Below are 16,721 nucleotides of genomic sequence, written 5' to 3' on the forward strand. Positions count from 1 at the left end.
AAACTCAACGAATTAATCCGGTCATGACACCAATAACTGATGTACATTTTGAGCCCGCTGAACACTCTCATCGCCGATATAATCCACTCACGTCAGAGTGGGTATTACTGGCTCCTCATCGGGCAAAGCGGCCCTGGCAGGGGCAGGTAGAAGCGCCCGAGTCGTCTGAGTCACCAGTCTATGACAGTCGCTGCTTTCTATGTGCGGGTAACACTAGGGTGAATGGCGAAACTAACCCTGACTACCACGCTACTTTCGTGTTTAAAAATGATTTCTCAGCTTTAGTCCCTGATACCCCCGAAGCCAGTGATGATGATCCACTATTTCGATTTAGCACCGAGCAAGGTGAAAGCCGAGTGATCTGTTTTTCACCCGATCACTCTAAAACCTTACCGTTACTATCAACGGCTGAAATAGAGCAAGTCATTGAAACATGGCGCGCGCAAAGTGCCGAGCTTGGACTGCGGTATTCTTGGGTACAGATTTTTGAAAATAAAGGCGCGGCGATGGGGTGCTCTAACCCTCACCCTCATGGGCAGGTATGGGCGCAGCAACAGCTGCCGAGTCTGGTGGCACGTAAACAAGATAATTTATTGGCATATTCCCAACAACACGGCAGTAGCTTATTAGCAGATTACGCAGTGAAAGAGTTTGAACGCCAGGAGCGAGTCGTTGTGTGTAATGACGACTGGTTGGTGGTGGTGCCTTATTGGGCTGCTTGGCCGTTTGAGACCTTGCTATTACCGCGTTTTGATATCCAGAGAATGACGGAGTTAACTCAAGTGACTCAAGCGTCGTTAGCAGACATTTTAAAGCAGCTAACGACCTGTTATGACAATTTATTTCAGTGCTCATTCCCTTATTCTATGGGCTGGCAAGGCGCGCCGTTTGATTCATCGCTTCATACTGAATGGCGCTTACATGCTCACTTCTATCCGCCATTGCTACGAAGTGCCAGTGTTAAAAAGTTTATGGTTGGTTATGAGTTATTAGCGGAGACTCAGCGTGATATTACACCTGAGCAAGCGGCTAAGAGGCTGCGAGATGCGAGAGGCAGCCATTATACAATGAAGCAAAACTAATGGATGAGCTCATTATGCGGCAGAGGTTTCAACAGCACTATCAAAATGGGGTCGAACGAAAGGTCGATAGATGATATCTGTCTACTGATTACGGCTGTTCACGAGCGCGGTTTATATTGGTTGCAGCGAGCGTCATATGCGAAGCCGCTCGCTGCCAATTTTTGTTCTAGTCGTTCACTTTCGATATCCAGATCATAAAATAGCGCTTGTTGATCTTTACAGTACAAGCGTAAATGTTCGTTTGCTATGCCGACCAATATCTCGGCTGATAACGTATCTAGCTTTTCATTAATCATAAAATGCCTCTTATATACTCGCTTGCATATCAATACCTACTCGTTTGCATATCAATACTTATCGCGGCTTGGTGATTGAGCGGGTGTTAGCACACGTCTCTTGGAAAAGTATGCGCTGGTAATTGGATGTTTTCCAGTCGTACAGCAAAGGTTGTTGGCTATCGGCATTTGAAGGGCGTTTTTAAGACAAAAAAAAGCAAGCCTTGATAAGGCTTGCGAAAGTGATACAGGTGAGGAACAGATTACATAATGTCCTATTAAGCTTAAGTGTTTATTAATTAACGCAGCTTTTCCCCACGATTAATTGTTATTAATCTATCGAGGATATGCTCGCCATCCATACGAATACCATTGTGTTCATATTCCGAAGTTAACCAATACTTAAGGTTACCGACTTTGGCGGTTGTTTCTAGGCTATATTGCATCTCAACAAACATGTCTTCGCTATAAATTGCGGCGGTAACGGGTACTTGGTTATTTGCTAAGCTTTCAAGGTTATATAGCACTGGCCAGTCTTGCTTTTGTGCTAGGGACTCTGCGGCATGTGCTAGCGGTTTAAGGTTATTGAACTGTTTGAACATCCATGGATAGATCATCTCGCCGGTAAACAAGAAAGGCTTATTGTCAGTGTAATTAAACTCTGGATATTGCTCTCTCACTCGATGCGCCGCCCAATTGGAAGCTGATTGCTGGCAATAAATAGACTCATGTAACAAGGCAAATATGGGGTTGGTATTGAAATCAAGAAGCTGGCAAAAGTGAGCCAAGAACAGTGGGTTAACCTGTGTGCCAGATGCTGTTTCGATTAATGCCTGCTCTAGCAGGTAATAAACGCTTTCTGGGCCTTGCTCCATGCCGATATTGATCCCAAGTAACTGTAACATCTCGACAGTTAATCGCTCGCCAGTAGCAAGAGTAACCTCATGCTCTTGGATATGGCTCACGAGGGCTTTAATCAAGTCTTGAGCGTCGCTAAAACGGTTAAAAAAATCGTGGTTTTTTGCGAGTACGCGTTTGTAAGTCGCCTGATAAACGTCATCAACACTACGAGTGAGTGAGGGAATGCCGCCGGTAATATAGGCCTCAGTTAATCCCTCAGGCGCATCATTTAAGTACTTAAGTACACAAAAACCACCAAAGCTTTGTCCCAGAATAGTCCACTTTTCATTATTTGTGAGCTGTTTACGGATAGACTCAGCATCACGAATGATATTGTCGGCTCTAAAGTGACTTAGGTACTCGACTTGTTCATGGGCCGTAAGGTGCGCCAAACTGATAAAGTTAACTGGGGTTGAAAGGCCTGTTCCACGTTGGTCGAGTAATAGCACCCGATACTCTTTGAGTGCGCGTTTTATCCAGCCACCATTTGCCGCAGGACGGACAGCTCCAAACCCTGGGCCACCTTGAAAGAATACAATAAAAGGTAAGTCGTTATGTTGATTCTCAGGACTTGAGATCTCGCGAGCAAAAACAGAGATTTGTTCGCCGTCAGGCTTTGTATAATCAAGTGGTAAACTAAAGTGATGTTTACGGGCAAGCATGCCAGAAAAAGAAAGCTGGGCAGTAGATTCAGATGTCATTGAGTTGGCCTTTTTATAAGTAGTTTTATACGGCAGTGAATTTATATCGTTAACGCTATATAGGAATAGAACAAGCTGACTGATAATTTATAAAACGATTGTATACCCAAACGACTTGAACATGCTAATTTCAGAGGCCTTGCGCGAGTTCAATTCTAGGCGTATTAGCGTAGGAATGGTAACTCCCTTTTAAGCTAGTGCAACAACGAAGTGGGCTTGCGCAAAGCCTTCTTCGATGGGTTTTAATGCACTTTCTGCTGCGTTATTGATCTTGCTAAGGGAACAACCATTAACTGCAATCAACGCCTTGCTTAAAGCGCATTAAATTCCCACTGAACCCTGCATCTTCAGGTGGCTTGGGTATATACCAAAGTCTCGCTCTCATGCAGGGTTTATGTTGAGGAAACTAAATCCCATTACGCCTGCTTAGATTAAGGCTAAAAATGAATGCAAATTTTGTGCGTGCTAGATCAAATTCTCCTAATAATAGATAGTCGAATCGCCCAACATGGCGTAACCTTTATCTATTCACAGCGTAACATAGAGCATTAGGTGATTATCGATGAAGTATCAGTTAATACCCGTCACCCCATTCCAGCAAAATTGTAGTTTAATTTGGTGCGATAAAACCATGAAAGCCGCGGTTGTCGATCCGGGTGGAAATATTGAACGTATTCTTGAAGAAGCTGCCAAAAATGGCGTAGTGGTTGAAAAAGTATTGCTGACTCATGGTCATATCGATCACGTTGGCGCTGCAAAAGCGCTAGCTGAGCAACTTAATGTGCCAATTATTGGTCCACATAAAGCTGATGAATACTGGCTAGAGAGTCTGCCTAAGCAAAGCCAGCACTTTGGATTTGTGCATTGCGATGCTTTTGCGTCGAGCCAATATCTGGAAGAGGGTGATGAAGTCACCGTCGGTGAACAAGTGCTAAAGGTGATACATTGCCCAGGACATACGCCAGGACACGTGGTTTTTTTTGCTGCAGACAGTAAAATAGCTTGGGTGGGGGATGTTCTATTTAGAGGCTCCATTGGCAGAACTGACTTCCCATTGTCAAATCATCAAGATTTAATTGAATCAATTACCCAAAAGCTGTGGCCTTTGGGTAAAGATGTACAATTTATTCCGGGTCATGGCCCCCTGTCGACCTTCGGCGATGAGCGAGTACAAAATCCATTTGTCGCCGACCAATTGTTTGGCTAATTCAGCCTTATCTTCTCTGCAGGCTTTGTTGTACAGACGGGGATGATTAAGTGCAAATTAGAAAGCGCCTTTAGGCGCTTTTTTTGTGCGCAAGTAAACTTATTGGATGTTTCTAGCGACATGATATTCAACTTGGAATATTTTATATTAGTCTGTTTGTTTACTTGTCATTAGCGATAAATTAGTTTTTTTACTACAAAATGGGTCTTTTTGTGCACTTTGCCGGCATTTAAGCCAGATAATTAGCCATAGATCGTGTTTTTTTACATATAAAAAAGGTAATTTAGCTCACCTGATACTAACTCACTTGCTGTAAGTGAGTTAATGGTAAAGAGGTAAGCTATGGAAAATCGTTGGCAGATTGCTATTTCAGCAGGACTACTCGCGGCTGTTTGGGCTGGTGTGGCAGATGCACTGCATCTGGTTACTTGGATCGGTTTTTTAAGCTGTAGCACCTTCTTTGCTCAAACCCATTCGGGCATAAAAGGCATGTTGATGGCGATGACGACTAACCTTTCAGGGGTTTTCTGGGGCTGGTTAATTATTTCTGGAAGCAGCTTCTTTGTCTCGCCATTAATGGGTTATACCTTCACCGGGATTGCAACGGCAGCAATGTGCTTACAGGCTAGCCATCAAAAGCTGGCCTTTATCCCTGGTGCATTTATTGGTTGTTGTATCACATTTGCCATGGGCGCTGATATTGCCGCCATCATTCCGCCATTATTATTGGGGGCTGTGCTCGGTTACAGTATGAGTCTACTTACTGGCCAATTAATCTATTTAACCAAGAAAATGCAGGGTACTGTCACCGCTGAGGTCAAAGAGTCTTAACAAATACGCCGCTTTGGATACATCAATAATTATAATAATAGTGCCCTCAAAGGTTCGGCTGAGAGCCGGACTGAACTAGAGGGCATTGGCTAAGGGAATGTAAAATGAAACAGATTAATTTCCGTAAGATTGACGCGCTGTTGATCAAGTTAAGTTTAAATGGCAAGTTCTGGGTGCTATGTACTTTGGTGACACTGCTCACAGCAGCCGTTGCACTGACAAACTATCACCACAGCAAGCAGTTTATTGAGTCCAGTTCATTGCAGCGTGCCCAATCAAGTATCGATGCTTATGCCGCTATCGCTAATTCTAAAAAGCTCAAAGACACTGAACTGAGAGAGTTTGCTCAACAAGCGGGCGTTGAAGTCACGAGCGGACTGTCAAATTCACGCCGTGGTGACATGATTTCTGTTAGTGCAAAAGTGGGTGCCAATTCGTTGAGTAAGCAAGTGAATGTCATGAGCTGGGAGCAGCCGGCGCTTTCTCAAGCGACTATGATGTTACTTTGGGCCTTTGCTAGTTTATTACCGCTCTACCTTTTAAGTTATTGGGTCTCTACATCCTTAGGTGGCGGCCTATGGGATATGTATATAGCGATTAAGCAACTTGCTGATGGCGACTTGACTCATAGACTTAACTTTTTTGGGAAAGATGATTTCAGCCTAATTGCTCGTGAGATTGATCGCAGCGCCGATAACATGAGCGAGATGGTGCAGGCGATTTCAACTAATGTACATACTTTGAATGATGCGGCCGATGAGTTTTCTCAGCAAGCTAGTCGTAGCGAAGAGCTAACCCATTTCCAGCATCAATTCCTAGATACTGTCGCTGTTGCAATGTCGCAGATGACCGCGGCTGTGGAAGAAGTGTCTCATAGCGCATCGAATACGTCAGATCAAACGCAGCAAAATGCCACGCAAGCGGCCAACAGCCAGACTCAGATCGCAGAGGCTGTTACACATATTGCACTATTGACGAGCAAAATTTCAGAAGCATCAGCTTCTGTAGCGGATTTAAGTCACGCAGCCACAGGTATTGGCGCCATGGTGACGACAATTAATGGTATTTCGGAACAAACCAATTTACTGGCGTTAAATGCAGCCATTGAGGCGGCTCGTGCCGGTGAGCAAGGGCGAGGTTTTGCTGTTGTTGCTGATGAAGTGCGCACGCTAGCGAGCCGCACGCAGCAGGCAACCGTTGAGATCCAAGCAATGATTGAGGGGCTGCAAACTGGAACTGGCCAGCTTTCTAATATTACCAATGAGATCGTCTCTCAAGCAGATAAAGGGAGAGTCGCCATTGAGTCAGTTGGTCATGACGTTGATAGCATGGCAAGTTCAATCAGCATTGTGTTTGATATGAGTTCGCAAATTGCGGCTTCATCAGAGGAGCAAAGCGCGGCATCACGTGAAATAACCACCCAGCTTAATGATATTCGCACCCAAGCCGAAACCATTAAAGAAACGGCACAAACGTCAGTTGGGCTCGCGATGAATCTGACTCAGTCCTCTAAAGGATTAGAGCAAATCTTATCTCAGTACCACGTCGATAAGGCATAGTCAGTATTATCAAGTTTAAATGCGAAAGTATAAAAAATGCCAGCAATTAATTGCTGGCATTTTTTTGATTAGCGAGTGTTTAACGGTGTGAAACGTCACCTTTTATTCGCTAAACGTGCTCCAAATTGGTGCATGATCTGACGGTTTTTCAATGCCGCGTAAATCATAATCCACATCAGATTCAGTTAGGCGTGCCGCCAAGGATTGGGTTGCTAGCACCACGTCGATGCGCAGTCCGCGGTTATCGACAAATCCTTTACTGCGGTAATCAAACCAGGAGTAACGTTCAGTGCGAGCAGGATGAAGTTCACGGAAGGTGTCGACTAAACCCCAATCCATTAATGTTTTTAACCACTCACGCTCTTCTGCTTGGAAGCTACACTTACCTGTCTTTAACCAGCGCTTAGCATTGGGCTCACCAATACCAATATCGAGATCGACAGGAGAAATGTTGATATCCCCAATAATGGCGATGTCTTCTTCGGCATTGTGATGCTCATTTAGATACATCATTAAGTCTTTGTAGAACTTACGCTTAGCGGGATACTTTGTTTCATGGCTGATGTTTTCGCCTTGAGGAAAGTAACCATTAAGTACGGTCAGTGGGCGACCGTTCTCTTGAGTAAAGGTCCCCATGATCATACGGCGCTGAGCATCGTCTTCATCGGTCGGGAAACCTTTCTGTATGTTAATAGGCTCCGCTTTAGACAGCATTGCCACACCATAGTGAGCTTTGCCACCATGGAAATGCACGTGATAACCCATAGCCTCTACGTCGGCTAAAGGAAATGCTTCATCGTGAACTTTGGTCTCTTGCAGGCCGATAATGTCCGGCTGATGAGTGTCGATGAGTGCTTGAAGCTGGTGCAGCCTAGCTCTCAATCCATTGATATTAAATGAAACAATTTTCACTTGTTGGGTCCTTTAGGTCTACGGTAATACGAGTTTATACGGCTTAACGATAACGCTTTCATATACGCCTGCTGCGATATATGGATCGGCGTCAGCCCATTTTTGTGCATCTTCAAATGAGCTGAAATCTGCGACAACCAGCGATCCGGTAAAGCCTGCTTCACCTGGATTTTCGCTATCAATGGCTGGGTGTGGACCTGCGATTAATAAACGGCCTTCATCAGCGAGTTGTTGAAGACGAGCTAAATGGTCAGCTCGAACCGATAAACGTTTTTCTAGACTATTTTCAATATCTTGCGATGAAATCATGTACCACATTATTTGAATTCCTTACGATCTTCTTCAGACATGTTTTTAAACAGATAGAGAACCGTTAACACTGTATTGGCAAGCGTCAGCGCGGTCAAACCAAAAACTTTAAAGTTAACCCAGGTTTCTTGAGAAAGGCTAAAAGCAACGTAAATGTTGACCACACCACAAACAACAAAAAAGCTAACCCAGTACCAAGTAACGTGCGCCCATATTTTATCAGCAACAACCAAGTCTTTACCTAACATGCTTTTTAAAATAGGTTTATTCATCAATTGGCTAACACCAAGTGCGATGGCAAAAAGCGCATAAACAATAGTGACTTTCCATTTGATAAATGAGTCATCGTGTAAAATAAGCGTTAGCGAGCCAAACACTGTCACCATCACAAAAGTGATCAGGTGCATCTTTTCTAACTTCTTGTACAGCATGTAGCTAATGATAAGCTGTAAAGCGGTAGCAGCGATCAACGCGCCACTGGCAACATAGATATCGAAAAACTTATAAACGGCAAAAAAGATAACAAGAGGCAAAAAATCGAGCAACTGTTTCATAGGGGAGCGTCAGTTTCAAATCAATAAAAGTGAGGCCGAGTGTAGCATGCAAGCTTGCGGGGAAAAAGTGAAAGCCGATAGCAGCCGCTTGGTTTTAATCTAGCGTTATTAGCGCGGTAAATTGCGTTAATAAAACGGCAGTGGATGCACTTCAATTTGAACAAGGTGTTTACATCTTAATAGCGATAAGATGACAGACTAGTGCTGAAGACACGAGGAATTCACTTGTCATAGCGTAGCTGTGAATTACAGTTACAATGACTCCGCTAACCAATCATTAATTCGCTTACGTTTCTTCTTTTTTAGATTAATTCGGTAACTAAGATAATCATGGGATAGCTCAATTTAGTGACGTTAACTACTTGCTGTCAGTTGAGCTTGATATGCGCCGATATAGGGCGTTGCAATATTAATGAATTTATTGTGGGCAACCTGCCGGTATAGACAGATAAAGGTATTGAATTATTTAGAATTTGTTGCGTCTGTTCAAGAAATTGAATAAACGTCATTGCTTAATGAGTTAAGCCGCTTGATGGCGTACTTAGCTCTGATAAAAGGCTATTTGAAAGACATGTTTACAGCGAATACCATGGGTTTAAAGGCGTGAGCACTCAGTGAGAGTTTAGTACTTTTGATGCAACATCATTAATTGCTCCTCGCTCTAGTCAGGTTTTTACGCTGGCGGTGTAATGGATTTCTATGCGGCATGAGGTGTTATCTTCATCGCTTCATCAGGTGTTGTCGTTGGAGTAAATTGCTCAAAACCAGATTAAAATCACCTTTAGTAAGTAAACTCAAGTATCATATGCCGATGAAAGATGAAAATACCACAGATATAAAATTGGTTGATTTACACAGCCACACGACCGCTTCCGACGGTCAGTTAACTCCATCAGAATTAATTGAGCGCGCCATAAGTAAAGGTGTGCAGATGTTCGCGATCACCGATCACGACACGACGGATGGTTTAAAAGAAGCCCACGCTTTTAATCAGGCTCATGAAACGCCATTAGAGTTAATTAATGGTGTTGAAATATCAACACATTGGAATAATTTTGATATTCATATCGTGGCACTCAATGTCGATATCGATAATGTTGAGTTGGCCACATTTTTAGAGACGCAACGTGAGTTACGATCAACGCGTGCGCAAGAAATTGGTGAGCGTCTAGTCAAAGCGGGGATAGAAGGCGCTTATGATGGGGCTAAAGCCTATGCAGGCAACGCTGCCATTAGTCGTGGCCATTACGCCCGTTGGTTGGCTGAAAAAGGTTACGCGACGACAACAGCTAATGTATTTAAAAAGTATTTAGCTCGCGGAAAAACGGGTTACGTTCCCAATAATTGGGGCGATATGGCAAGCGCAATAGATATTGTGCATCGAGCTGGTGGCGTTGCGGTATTAGCTCACCCGAGTGGTTATAAATTATCAGCCAAATGGCTTAAGCGTTTGGTGCGCGAATTTAAAGTTGCTGGTGGCGATGCAATGGAAGTGGTGCTAGGTCAGCAGACGATAGATGATCGTAATAATCTCATTTCACTCAGTATCTTAAATGGACTAAAATGCTCATTAGGTAGCGATTTTCATTTTGCAGGGAGCTGGATTGAGATTGGCAAAAATATGTTCCAACCCCAGGGAGTTGAGTGGGTTTGGCTGTCAGACAAATGGAAGGTAGTACAATGAGTCAGTTCTTTTATATGCATGAGGAAAATCCTCAAACGCGCTTAATTAGCCAAGCTGTAAATGTGATAAAAAGCGGCGGTGTGATTGTGTATCCAACCGATTCAGGTTACGCGCTAGGCTGCCTAATTGGTGATAAAGATGCCATGACTAAGATTGCGCGCATTAGACAGATTGAAAATGATCATAACTTTTCACTCATGTGCCGCGATCAATCTGAGTTAGCTACTTATGCTCGTGTTGATAACCAAGCGTACCGATTGCTTAAGCAAAATACGCCTGGGGCCTACACATTTATCTTTAAGGCTTCAAAAGAGGTGCCGAAAAGATTACAGAATCCAAAGAAGAAAACGATTGGTATTCGTGTGCCTGATAATGTGATTGCGCTGGCGCTGCTTGAAGCGTTAGGTGAGCCACTGATGTCAACGAGTTTGATTTTGCCGGGGCAAGAGTTTACCGAGTCAGATCCAGAGCATATTCGTGATATTTTGGAGCATCAAGTTGACTTGATTATTCATGGCGGATATTTAGGTGAGAAGCCGACAACCGTAATCGACTTGTCTGAAGATAGTGTCGACATTGTCCGAGAAGGCGCTGGCGATATTACCCCGTTCTTGTAGCGTGACTACCGCTGTTAATATCAAATGACAGCGGCAACAGCTTTAATCAAATAGGTTTTACAGGTATAATCGCGCGTTTGCGAAAATAGAGGGTGTTACGGATGGAGGGCGTTCAACAAAAATTGCCTTTAGCCGTTGTTCGAGGTGAGCCGTTTAAGGTGATGCCAAAAGACCTTTTTATTCCTCCTGAGGCGTTAGAAGTTTTTCTTGAGTCTTTTGAGGGGCCATTAGATCTTCTGCTTTATTTAATCCGCAAACAGAAGCTTGATGTTGTTGATTTACCTATTTTTTCAATTACTCAACAGTACTTAGAGTATGTTAATTTGTTGCAGGGAGCGAAAGTCGAACTCGCGGCAGATTATTTGGTAATGGCGGCAACCTTAGCTGAGATTAAGTCTCGGTTATTGCTACCAAGGCCAGAAGTTGAGCATGAAGAGGAAGAAGATCCTCGAGCACAATTGATCCGTCAGCTTAAAGCTTATGAAGTGATCAAGGATGCACAAGAAAAGCTGGATGAATTGCCAAGAATGGAACGCGATGTGTTTCAAGCAAAGGCGATACCCGCTGCCAATATCAAGCCTGAGTTATTGCCTCCTGAGGTGTCTTTGACTGAGATTGCTAGGGCTTTTTCATCGGTATTGAAACGTATTGAAGCGACTGAGAACCATCATGTTGTCCGCGAAGTATTATCGACGCGTGAACGTATGACACAGATCTTAGCTAAACTCAATGCTGAGACTTACTTGCCATTTGAAGCCTTGTTTGATTTTGAAGAGGGCCGTAGTGGGGTGGTGGTGAGCTTTTTGGCCTTAATGGAATTGGTTAAAGAGTCATTGGTTGAGCTAGTACAAGCTGAGCCGTTTTCAACGATACATGTTAGGGCCTACTGATTGTCGCAGATAAATCCAGATCAGCTTAAACAGTTAATTGAAGCTAGTCTTTTTGTGTTGGCTAAGCCGATGACAATAAAAGCATTGAAAGAGACTGTATTGTCTAACTTTAATGTGTCGCGGGCAAAAATTAAGGCCTGCATTGATGAGTTACAGCTCGATTATGAAAACCGAGGTGTACAATTAGTCAAAGTAGCGGGTGGATATCGTTTTCAGACCTTGGCTGAACTGAGTCCATTTTTACAACCGCTATGGCAAGAAAAAGCGCCGAAATATTCGCGTGCGACCTTAGAAACCTTGGCGGTGATTGCTTACCGCCAACCTGTCACTCGAGGTGACATTGAGTTTGTACGTGGGGTTGCTATTAGCAGCCACATTATAAAAAGTTTAAACGATAGAAATTGGATTAAAGTTGTTGGTCATAAAGAGGTGCCGGGAAGACCAGCGCTTTATGCTACAACGACCGATTTTTTAGCTTATTTCGGCTTAGACAGTATTGCGGATCTTCCGCTATTGTCTGATCCCGAATCATTGGGCACACTTTTTTCGACAGAAAAAATGGTGGCCGAAAATACAGAAGAGTCTACTAATGAGTGAAAAATTGCAGAAAGTCTTGGCCCGTGCAGGCCATGGCTCCCGTCGTGAGATGGAGGCATGGATTGCTGCAGGTCGAGTTAGTGTTGACGGTGAAATTGCAAGCCTAGGCGATCGCGTTGAAACTGACGCTAAAATTCGTATCGATGGCCGTACAGTTTCAATTCGTTCTGAAGAAGATGTGGTTTGTCGTGTTATTGCTTACCACAAGCCTGAAGGTGAGATCTGTAGTCGTAAAGACCCAGAAGGTCGCCCGACGGTATTTGATCGTCTACCAAAAACTCGCGATTCACGCTGGGTTGCTGTTGGCCGATTAGATATTAACACCTCTGGTCTATTGTTGTTCACCTCTGACGGTGAATTGGCAAACCGCTTAATGCACCCATCAAATGAAGTTGAGCGTGAATACGCTGTACGTACATTTGGTGAAGTGACTGACGGTTGTATCCAACGTTTACGTATGGGTGTAACGTTAGAAGATGGTCCAGCTAACTTTGATAAAGTTAAAGCGGCTGGTGGCGAAGGCATGAACAAGTGGTGGCACGTCAGCTTAGCTGAAGGCCGTAACCGTGAAGTTCGTCGTCTGTGGGAATCTCAAGAAGTCCAAGTTAGCCGTCTTATCCGTATTCGCTACGGTATGATTGAGCTACCGAAATCTCTACCACGTGGTGGTTGGATTGAGTTACCAATTGAAGATGTGAACTACTTGCGTAAAACCGCGGGTATGGATGAAGAAACGCGTACATTACTTGGCACTGATAAGCACAGTGTTGCACGTGCTAAAGTTCGCAGCTCGAAGATTAAGCGTGCTGTACATAAGCATAAAGTTGCTACAGGTAAGCCAAAGCCTACGCGTCAGCGTAGCTAATTAAGCGCTTGTTCTATATCGATAAAAAGGCCGCTAAATAGCGGCCTTTTTGTTTCCTACTCTTTACTTTACCCCTCTATGTTAAGAGTGGTTTACTGAGCGTTTAGCTGCTGACCATTAATGTCTTTAGAGTCATCACCCATTAAGTACAGGTAAGTGGCCATGATGTCATCAGGTGCTTTAAGTGTTTGTGGGTTCTCTGCTGGGTAGGCATTTGCACGCATACCTGTGCGAGTGGCACCAGGGTTGATACTGTTCACGCGCACATTTGTATCTTCATACTCATGGGCAAGTGATTGCATCATGCCTTCAGTGGCAAACTTAGAAATAGCATACTCGCCCCAGTAAGCACGGCCTTGACGGCCAACACTGCTAGAGGTAAACAGCAGTGATGCACTCGTTGATTTGCGCATGATTGGCAACAAGGCTTTAGTGAGCATGATTTCTGCGATAACGTTTACCTGCATCACTTCATTTACCGTGATCATGGTAATGTGTTCGAACGGGCCTAAAACACCTAACACACTAGCATTGTGGAGTAGACCATCAAGCTTACCAAACTGCTCTTCGATGGTGTCAGCCATATCTTTATAGTTCTGTTCAGTCGCACCTTTTAGATCGAGTGGAACAATGGCAGGAGTAGGGTAACCCGCTTGTTCAATTTGATCATATACCGCTTCTAGTTTTTTTACTGTCTTGCCTAATAAGATTACCGTTGCGCCATGTTTTGCAAAAGCGATTGCCGCGGCCTTACCAATACCGTCTCCTGCGCCTGTGACTAAAATGGTTTTGTCTTTTAGTAAATCTTTTGCAGCTTGATATTCCAACATGAGTTATTACTTCCTCAGAGCGCAAACGCCCGTCACTTCTAGAGTCGCTGATACGATAAACAGCCGTTTAAAACAAACGATTAATTTTTGCCCGCTTAATTGGTGTTCGTTTGTGACAAAAATGTAGCTAAGTCAATAATTTTACGTTAACTTGAATTCAGTCAAGGACTAACAATAAGTCCTCTTGGTCATACATTATTTACTATTGTGACCAATTTCGAAGTGAAAACAAAATTATTACAACAAGATTTGGGGAAAAAAGATGAAAAAACTCTTTTTGGGCGTAGCAATCACCTCTGCATTGGGGCTCACCGCGTGTAGCGAAGATACTTATGATGAATTAGTGGACAAAACTGAGCCTTTGGTCCCTCAGTCTGTTATGGTTTTTGATCCGGCTGATGGCCAACTCCCGCTACCAAACGATTTACTGTTTAATGGCACAATGGATGGCACTATCAATATTCCCAAAAGTGATGATCCTGATGCGCCAAGTGAAGAAAATGGTGATTATACTGATCCCCAAATTGCATTAGGTGCACTCGATGGTTGGTCGACAACATCACCAATTACTATCGATGTTATGCCAGCAACAGATAACGATGGCGCTGTGTTGACGATTGATGCCGCATCCGTTGCTCAGCCGGGTGCTGTTCGCGTATTTGAAGCAACCGTTGGCGGCGCACTGTCATCGGATCCTGAATGTAGCGGCGCACCTTCTGTCTCGGCCTGTAAAGTGGGCGATGAATTACAATTTGGCGTTGATTACGTTTCCCAAGCCTCAGGCAATAAAGTGGCGATTATCCCACTTAAGCCACTAAAAGCTGGTCAGTCATATATTTATGCAACTACAACGCTTATTCAAGATTCCGCTGGGCGTCCAGTTGCGCCGTCTGCCACTTATGGTTTATTAAAACTTGATATTGAAACTAAGCCATTAGAAACCCCTGAACAGCTGTTTTTACAAACTCTAGTTAACAGTTACGAAAAAGGTATGGCTGCAGCTGGTGGTCCGAATTCTGAAGAGGTGACTTACTCGGGACTATTTACGACGCAGTCAGTGGCTGATGTTTATGAGACCACCAAATTATTGATGGTTGCTCCAGCAGAAGGTAATACGGTTAATCCTTACGCGCCCAAATTAACTGCAATGCCTGCTCCGGTTGTTATGGGCGGTAATGTGATTACAGTTGCCCAAGCCGCTGGTTTAACGCCAGCTGATGGCCTTGCTTATGTGGTTTCAGACTTAGCAGATGTTTATAAGGCTGAAATTCAAGTGCCTATTTATGGCGACTGCTCTTCGGTAGCGTGTTTGGATGCAGATCTGAATCCTTTAATAAACGGCCACTGGAAAGCGCAAGGCGATAGCCCTGTTTCAGTGCTATTGGCGTTAGAAGCACAAACGCTAAGCCAAGCCAATTATTTTGCCCAAGCAGAAGCTCAAGGCGTTGATGCGGTTGCAGCTTTGACCAATCCTGCGTTGCTTGCAGGTAAAACCTGGTTGTTAGATGATGGTACACCTGTAGATCCAACTAAGCATCTTACTAAGTTCAACCCAATCCCAGCGATTAAGGGATATGAGAAAGTTGCTGTACAAATTACCTTACCTAACGCGACTAAGCTTGCCGGTTTTTATCAGCAACAAGGTTTACCGTTTACAGCGCCAACAAACGGCTGGCCTACGACCATTGGCATGCATGGTTTAGGCGGTGGTAAAGAAATGGCTCTGGCTTATGCAGGTACTTACGCTGCATCAGGTATCGCTACTATATCAATTGATATGCCACTGCATGGTGCGCGCTCATTTGACGCCGATGGTGATGGCATTTATGAAGTATCAGCAACGGATCCAAGCTATGGCGCTGTTGTCGGTACACCCGATGCCTTTAAAAACGGCAATCCACTGGCTTTTGTTAACATTGCTAGCACCTTGACTGTGCGTGATAATTTCCGCCAAGCAACGGTTGACCATTTAGCGCTGCGTGCGGCACTAACAGGTTTATATCTAGGTCTTGCTCAAGCCCAGCAGCCACAGATTTTTGATATCAGCAAAATCAGTGCTCAGGGCTTAAGTTTAGGTGGCATCGTTGGTACAACGTTTTCCAACTATGCATCTACTGGTCTAAGAGATCCTGCAAGTGGCACAGAGTTGCCAAATGCTTATGGTATTAACGCCACATCGTTAGTCGCTCCAGCTGGTGGTTTAGCGGGTACATTTGCAGGTTCGGCAACATTCGGCCCTGTTTTGTTTGAAACGATTGTAGCAACTGCAGCATTTCAAGAACTGGTTGATGAGGCTAATGTTAATGATGCAGAGCAAGGCAGTGATGAATATAATGCGATTGTTGCAGCGGTATACGCTGAGTTTATACCCACATTTGCATTTGCGGTTCAAACCGCAGTCGACAGTGCCGATCCAATTAACCATGCTGTATCGCTAGCGGCGACTCAAGTCCCTGTACACCTTATCGAAGTTGTGGGTGATGGCTCTAACAAGGCAGATCAAGTGTTGCCAAATCAAGTTGATGGTTTCCCGTTATCAGGTACAGAACCTTTAATTGCTAATCTTGGCCTAGAATGTGTAGACAGAACCACGGCAAGTTCTGGTGTGGTAAGGTTTAGTAAAGGTCACCATAGTTCTATTGTGAGTCCTACTGAAGTTGATGGAGTGACTGACGGTATGGCGGCGCAAGCAACAGTTGAAATGCAGCAAGAAGTGGCAGCATTTGCGCTAACAGCAGGTAAAGGCTCAGCAACAATATTAGTGCAAGACAGCAGTGTGATTCAAAGCTGCCCTTAGGCTAGATTTGCTAGCGCATATTGCCGATTTTGCTTAAAAAAAGACCCAGCGAAAGCTGGGTTTTTTATTGGCGTTTTTTATTAGTAAATAGGCTGGTAGAATAGCTGCCAA

At 44.1% G+C, this 16,721-nt stretch carries 16 protein-coding genes; 10 read left to right on the plus strand and 6 right to left on the minus strand.

What is annotated here, in order from left to right; all coding sequences use genetic code 11:
* The first annotated feature begins 23 nt into the window (after nucleotides 1–23).
* The gene (locus tag ACVBIL_RS06750) at nucleotides 24–1,082 is read left to right on the plus strand and encodes a UDP-glucose--hexose-1-phosphate uridylyltransferase (protein WP_447166213.1); all 1,059 of its coding nucleotides are present in this window, start codon (nucleotides 24–26) and stop codon (nucleotides 1,080–1,082) included.
* 98 nt (nucleotides 1,083–1,180) lie between these two features.
* Here the strand turns inward: ACVBIL_RS06750 and ACVBIL_RS06755 are convergent, their stop codons facing one another.
* On the minus strand, nucleotides 1,181–1,378 hold the full coding sequence (locus ACVBIL_RS06755; protein WP_447166214.1) for a DUF4250 domain-containing protein: 198 nt from the start codon (nucleotides 1,376–1,378) through the stop codon (nucleotides 1,181–1,183).
* Between the two features lie 278 nt (nucleotides 1,379–1,656).
* Nucleotides 1,657–2,958, minus strand: a complete 1,302-nt coding sequence (locus ACVBIL_RS06760) for an alpha/beta fold hydrolase (protein ID WP_447166215.1) — start codon at nucleotides 2,956–2,958, stop codon at nucleotides 1,657–1,659.
* Between the two features lie 562 nt (nucleotides 2,959–3,520).
* Here ACVBIL_RS06760 and ACVBIL_RS06765 point away from each other — a divergent pair.
* From ACVBIL_RS06765 to ACVBIL_RS06775, 3 genes are all read left to right on the plus strand, one after another.
* A complete protein-coding gene (locus tag ACVBIL_RS06765; protein ID WP_447166216.1) occupies nucleotides 3,521–4,165 on the plus strand; it encodes an MBL fold metallo-hydrolase in 645 nt (214 codons plus the stop codon).
* Between the two features lie 342 nt (nucleotides 4,166–4,507).
* Nucleotides 4,508–4,996 carry a DUF1097 domain-containing protein gene (locus ACVBIL_RS06770; protein WP_447166217.1) on the plus strand — a complete coding sequence of 163 codons (489 nt, stop codon included), beginning with the start codon at nucleotides 4,508–4,510 and terminating at the stop codon, nucleotides 4,994–4,996.
* Nucleotides 4,997–5,100: 104 nt separating this feature from the next.
* Complete coding sequence (locus ACVBIL_RS06775) at nucleotides 5,101–6,555, plus strand: methyl-accepting chemotaxis protein (RefSeq protein WP_447166218.1); 1,455 nt, start codon at nucleotides 5,101–5,103, stop codon at nucleotides 6,553–6,555.
* 102 nt (nucleotides 6,556–6,657) lie between these two features.
* Here the strand turns inward: ACVBIL_RS06775 and xthA are convergent, their stop codons facing one another.
* From xthA to ACVBIL_RS06790, 3 genes are read right to left on the minus strand one after another with little or no spacing between them, the layout of a single operon-like run.
* Nucleotides 6,658–7,467 carry an exodeoxyribonuclease III gene (gene xthA, locus ACVBIL_RS06780; protein ID WP_447166219.1) on the minus strand — a complete coding sequence of 270 codons (810 nt, stop codon included), beginning with the start codon at nucleotides 7,465–7,467 and terminating at the stop codon, nucleotides 6,658–6,660.
* An 18-nt stretch (nucleotides 7,468–7,485) separates the two neighbouring features.
* The gene (locus tag ACVBIL_RS06785; RefSeq protein WP_447166220.1) at nucleotides 7,486–7,785 is read right to left on the minus strand and encodes a YciI family protein; all 300 of its coding nucleotides are present in this window, start codon (nucleotides 7,783–7,785) and stop codon (nucleotides 7,486–7,488) included.
* Complete coding sequence (locus ACVBIL_RS06790; protein ID WP_447166221.1) at nucleotides 7,785–8,330, minus strand: septation protein A; 546 nt, start codon at nucleotides 8,328–8,330, stop codon at nucleotides 7,785–7,787. Before ACVBIL_RS06790 ends, ACVBIL_RS06785 begins: the two co-directional genes overlap by 1 nt.
* A gap of 805 nt (nucleotides 8,331–9,135) precedes the next feature.
* Between ACVBIL_RS06790 and rnm the strand changes: the two genes are divergently transcribed.
* From rnm to rluB, 5 genes are all read left to right on the plus strand, one after another.
* Nucleotides 9,136–10,014 carry an RNase RNM gene (rnm, locus tag ACVBIL_RS06795; RefSeq protein ID WP_447166288.1) on the plus strand — a complete coding sequence of 293 codons (879 nt, stop codon included), beginning with the start codon at nucleotides 9,136–9,138 and terminating at the stop codon, nucleotides 10,012–10,014.
* The gene (locus tag ACVBIL_RS06800; protein ID WP_447166222.1) at nucleotides 10,011–10,631 is read left to right on the plus strand and encodes an L-threonylcarbamoyladenylate synthase; all 621 of its coding nucleotides are present in this window, start codon (nucleotides 10,011–10,013) and stop codon (nucleotides 10,629–10,631) included. Before rnm ends, ACVBIL_RS06800 begins: the two co-directional genes overlap by 4 nt.
* A 101-nt stretch (nucleotides 10,632–10,732) precedes the next feature.
* Entirely contained in the window at nucleotides 10,733–11,521 is a 789-nt protein-coding gene (locus tag ACVBIL_RS06805; RefSeq protein WP_447166223.1) for a segregation and condensation protein A, read from the plus strand.
* Nucleotides 11,522–12,118, plus strand: coding sequence for an SMC-Scp complex subunit ScpB (gene scpB, locus ACVBIL_RS06810; protein WP_447166224.1), 597 nt, complete (start codon nucleotides 11,522–11,524; stop codon nucleotides 12,116–12,118).
* Nucleotides 12,111–12,983: a 23S rRNA pseudouridine(2605) synthase RluB gene (gene rluB, locus ACVBIL_RS06815; RefSeq protein WP_447166225.1), complete on the plus strand. Its 873-nt coding sequence runs from the start codon at nucleotides 12,111–12,113 to the stop codon at nucleotides 12,981–12,983. Before scpB ends, rluB begins: the two co-directional genes overlap by 8 nt.
* Nucleotides 12,984–13,075: 92 nt before the next feature.
* Here rluB and ACVBIL_RS06820 read toward each other — a convergent pair whose 3' ends face one another.
* Nucleotides 13,076–13,813, minus strand: a complete 738-nt coding sequence (locus ACVBIL_RS06820) for a YciK family oxidoreductase (protein WP_447166226.1) — start codon at nucleotides 13,811–13,813, stop codon at nucleotides 13,076–13,078.
* 262 nt (nucleotides 13,814–14,075) lie between these two features.
* Between ACVBIL_RS06820 and ACVBIL_RS06825 the strand changes: the two genes are divergently transcribed.
* Nucleotides 14,076–16,610 carry a VolA/Pla-1 family phospholipase gene (locus ACVBIL_RS06825; RefSeq protein ID WP_447166227.1) on the plus strand — a complete coding sequence of 845 codons (2,535 nt, stop codon included), beginning with the start codon at nucleotides 14,076–14,078 and terminating at the stop codon, nucleotides 16,608–16,610.
* Nucleotides 16,611–16,721: the final 111 nt, after the last annotated feature.

Source organism: Shewanella sp. 125m-7, assembly GCF_052977045.1.

Coding starts and splice junctions, on each gene's coding strand:
- ACVBIL_RS06750 (WP_447166213.1), top strand. CDS start 24: ATGACACCAATAACTGATGTACATTTTGAGCCCGCTGAACACTCTCAT.
- ACVBIL_RS06755 (WP_447166214.1), bottom strand. CDS start 1,378: ATGATTAATGAAAAGCTAGATACGTTATCAGCCGAGATATTGGTCGGC.
- ACVBIL_RS06760 (WP_447166215.1), bottom strand. CDS start 2,958: ATGACATCTGAATCTACTGCCCAGCTTTCTTTTTCTGGCATGCTTGCC.
- ACVBIL_RS06765 (WP_447166216.1), top strand. CDS start 3,521: ATGAAGTATCAGTTAATACCCGTCACCCCATTCCAGCAAAATTGTAGT.
- ACVBIL_RS06770 (WP_447166217.1), top strand. CDS start 4,508: ATGGAAAATCGTTGGCAGATTGCTATTTCAGCAGGACTACTCGCGGCT.
- ACVBIL_RS06775 (WP_447166218.1), top strand. CDS start 5,101: ATGAAACAGATTAATTTCCGTAAGATTGACGCGCTGTTGATCAAGTTA.
- ACVBIL_RS06785 (WP_447166220.1), bottom strand. CDS start 7,785: ATGTGGTACATGATTTCATCGCAAGATATTGAAAATAGTCTAGAAAAA.
- ACVBIL_RS06790 (WP_447166221.1), bottom strand. CDS start 8,330: ATGAAACAGTTGCTCGATTTTTTGCCTCTTGTTATCTTTTTTGCCGTT.
- rnm (WP_447166288.1), top strand. CDS start 9,136: ATGCCGATGAAAGATGAAAATACCACAGATATAAAATTGGTTGATTTA.
- ACVBIL_RS06800 (WP_447166222.1), top strand. CDS start 10,011: ATGAGTCAGTTCTTTTATATGCATGAGGAAAATCCTCAAACGCGCTTA.
- ACVBIL_RS06805 (WP_447166223.1), top strand. CDS start 10,733: ATGGAGGGCGTTCAACAAAAATTGCCTTTAGCCGTTGTTCGAGGTGAG.
- rluB (WP_447166225.1), top strand. CDS start 12,111: ATGAGTGAAAAATTGCAGAAAGTCTTGGCCCGTGCAGGCCATGGCTCC.
- ACVBIL_RS06820 (WP_447166226.1), bottom strand. CDS start 13,813: ATGTTGGAATATCAAGCTGCAAAAGATTTACTAAAAGACAAAACCATT.
- ACVBIL_RS06825 (WP_447166227.1), top strand. CDS start 14,076: ATGAAAAAACTCTTTTTGGGCGTAGCAATCACCTCTGCATTGGGGCTC.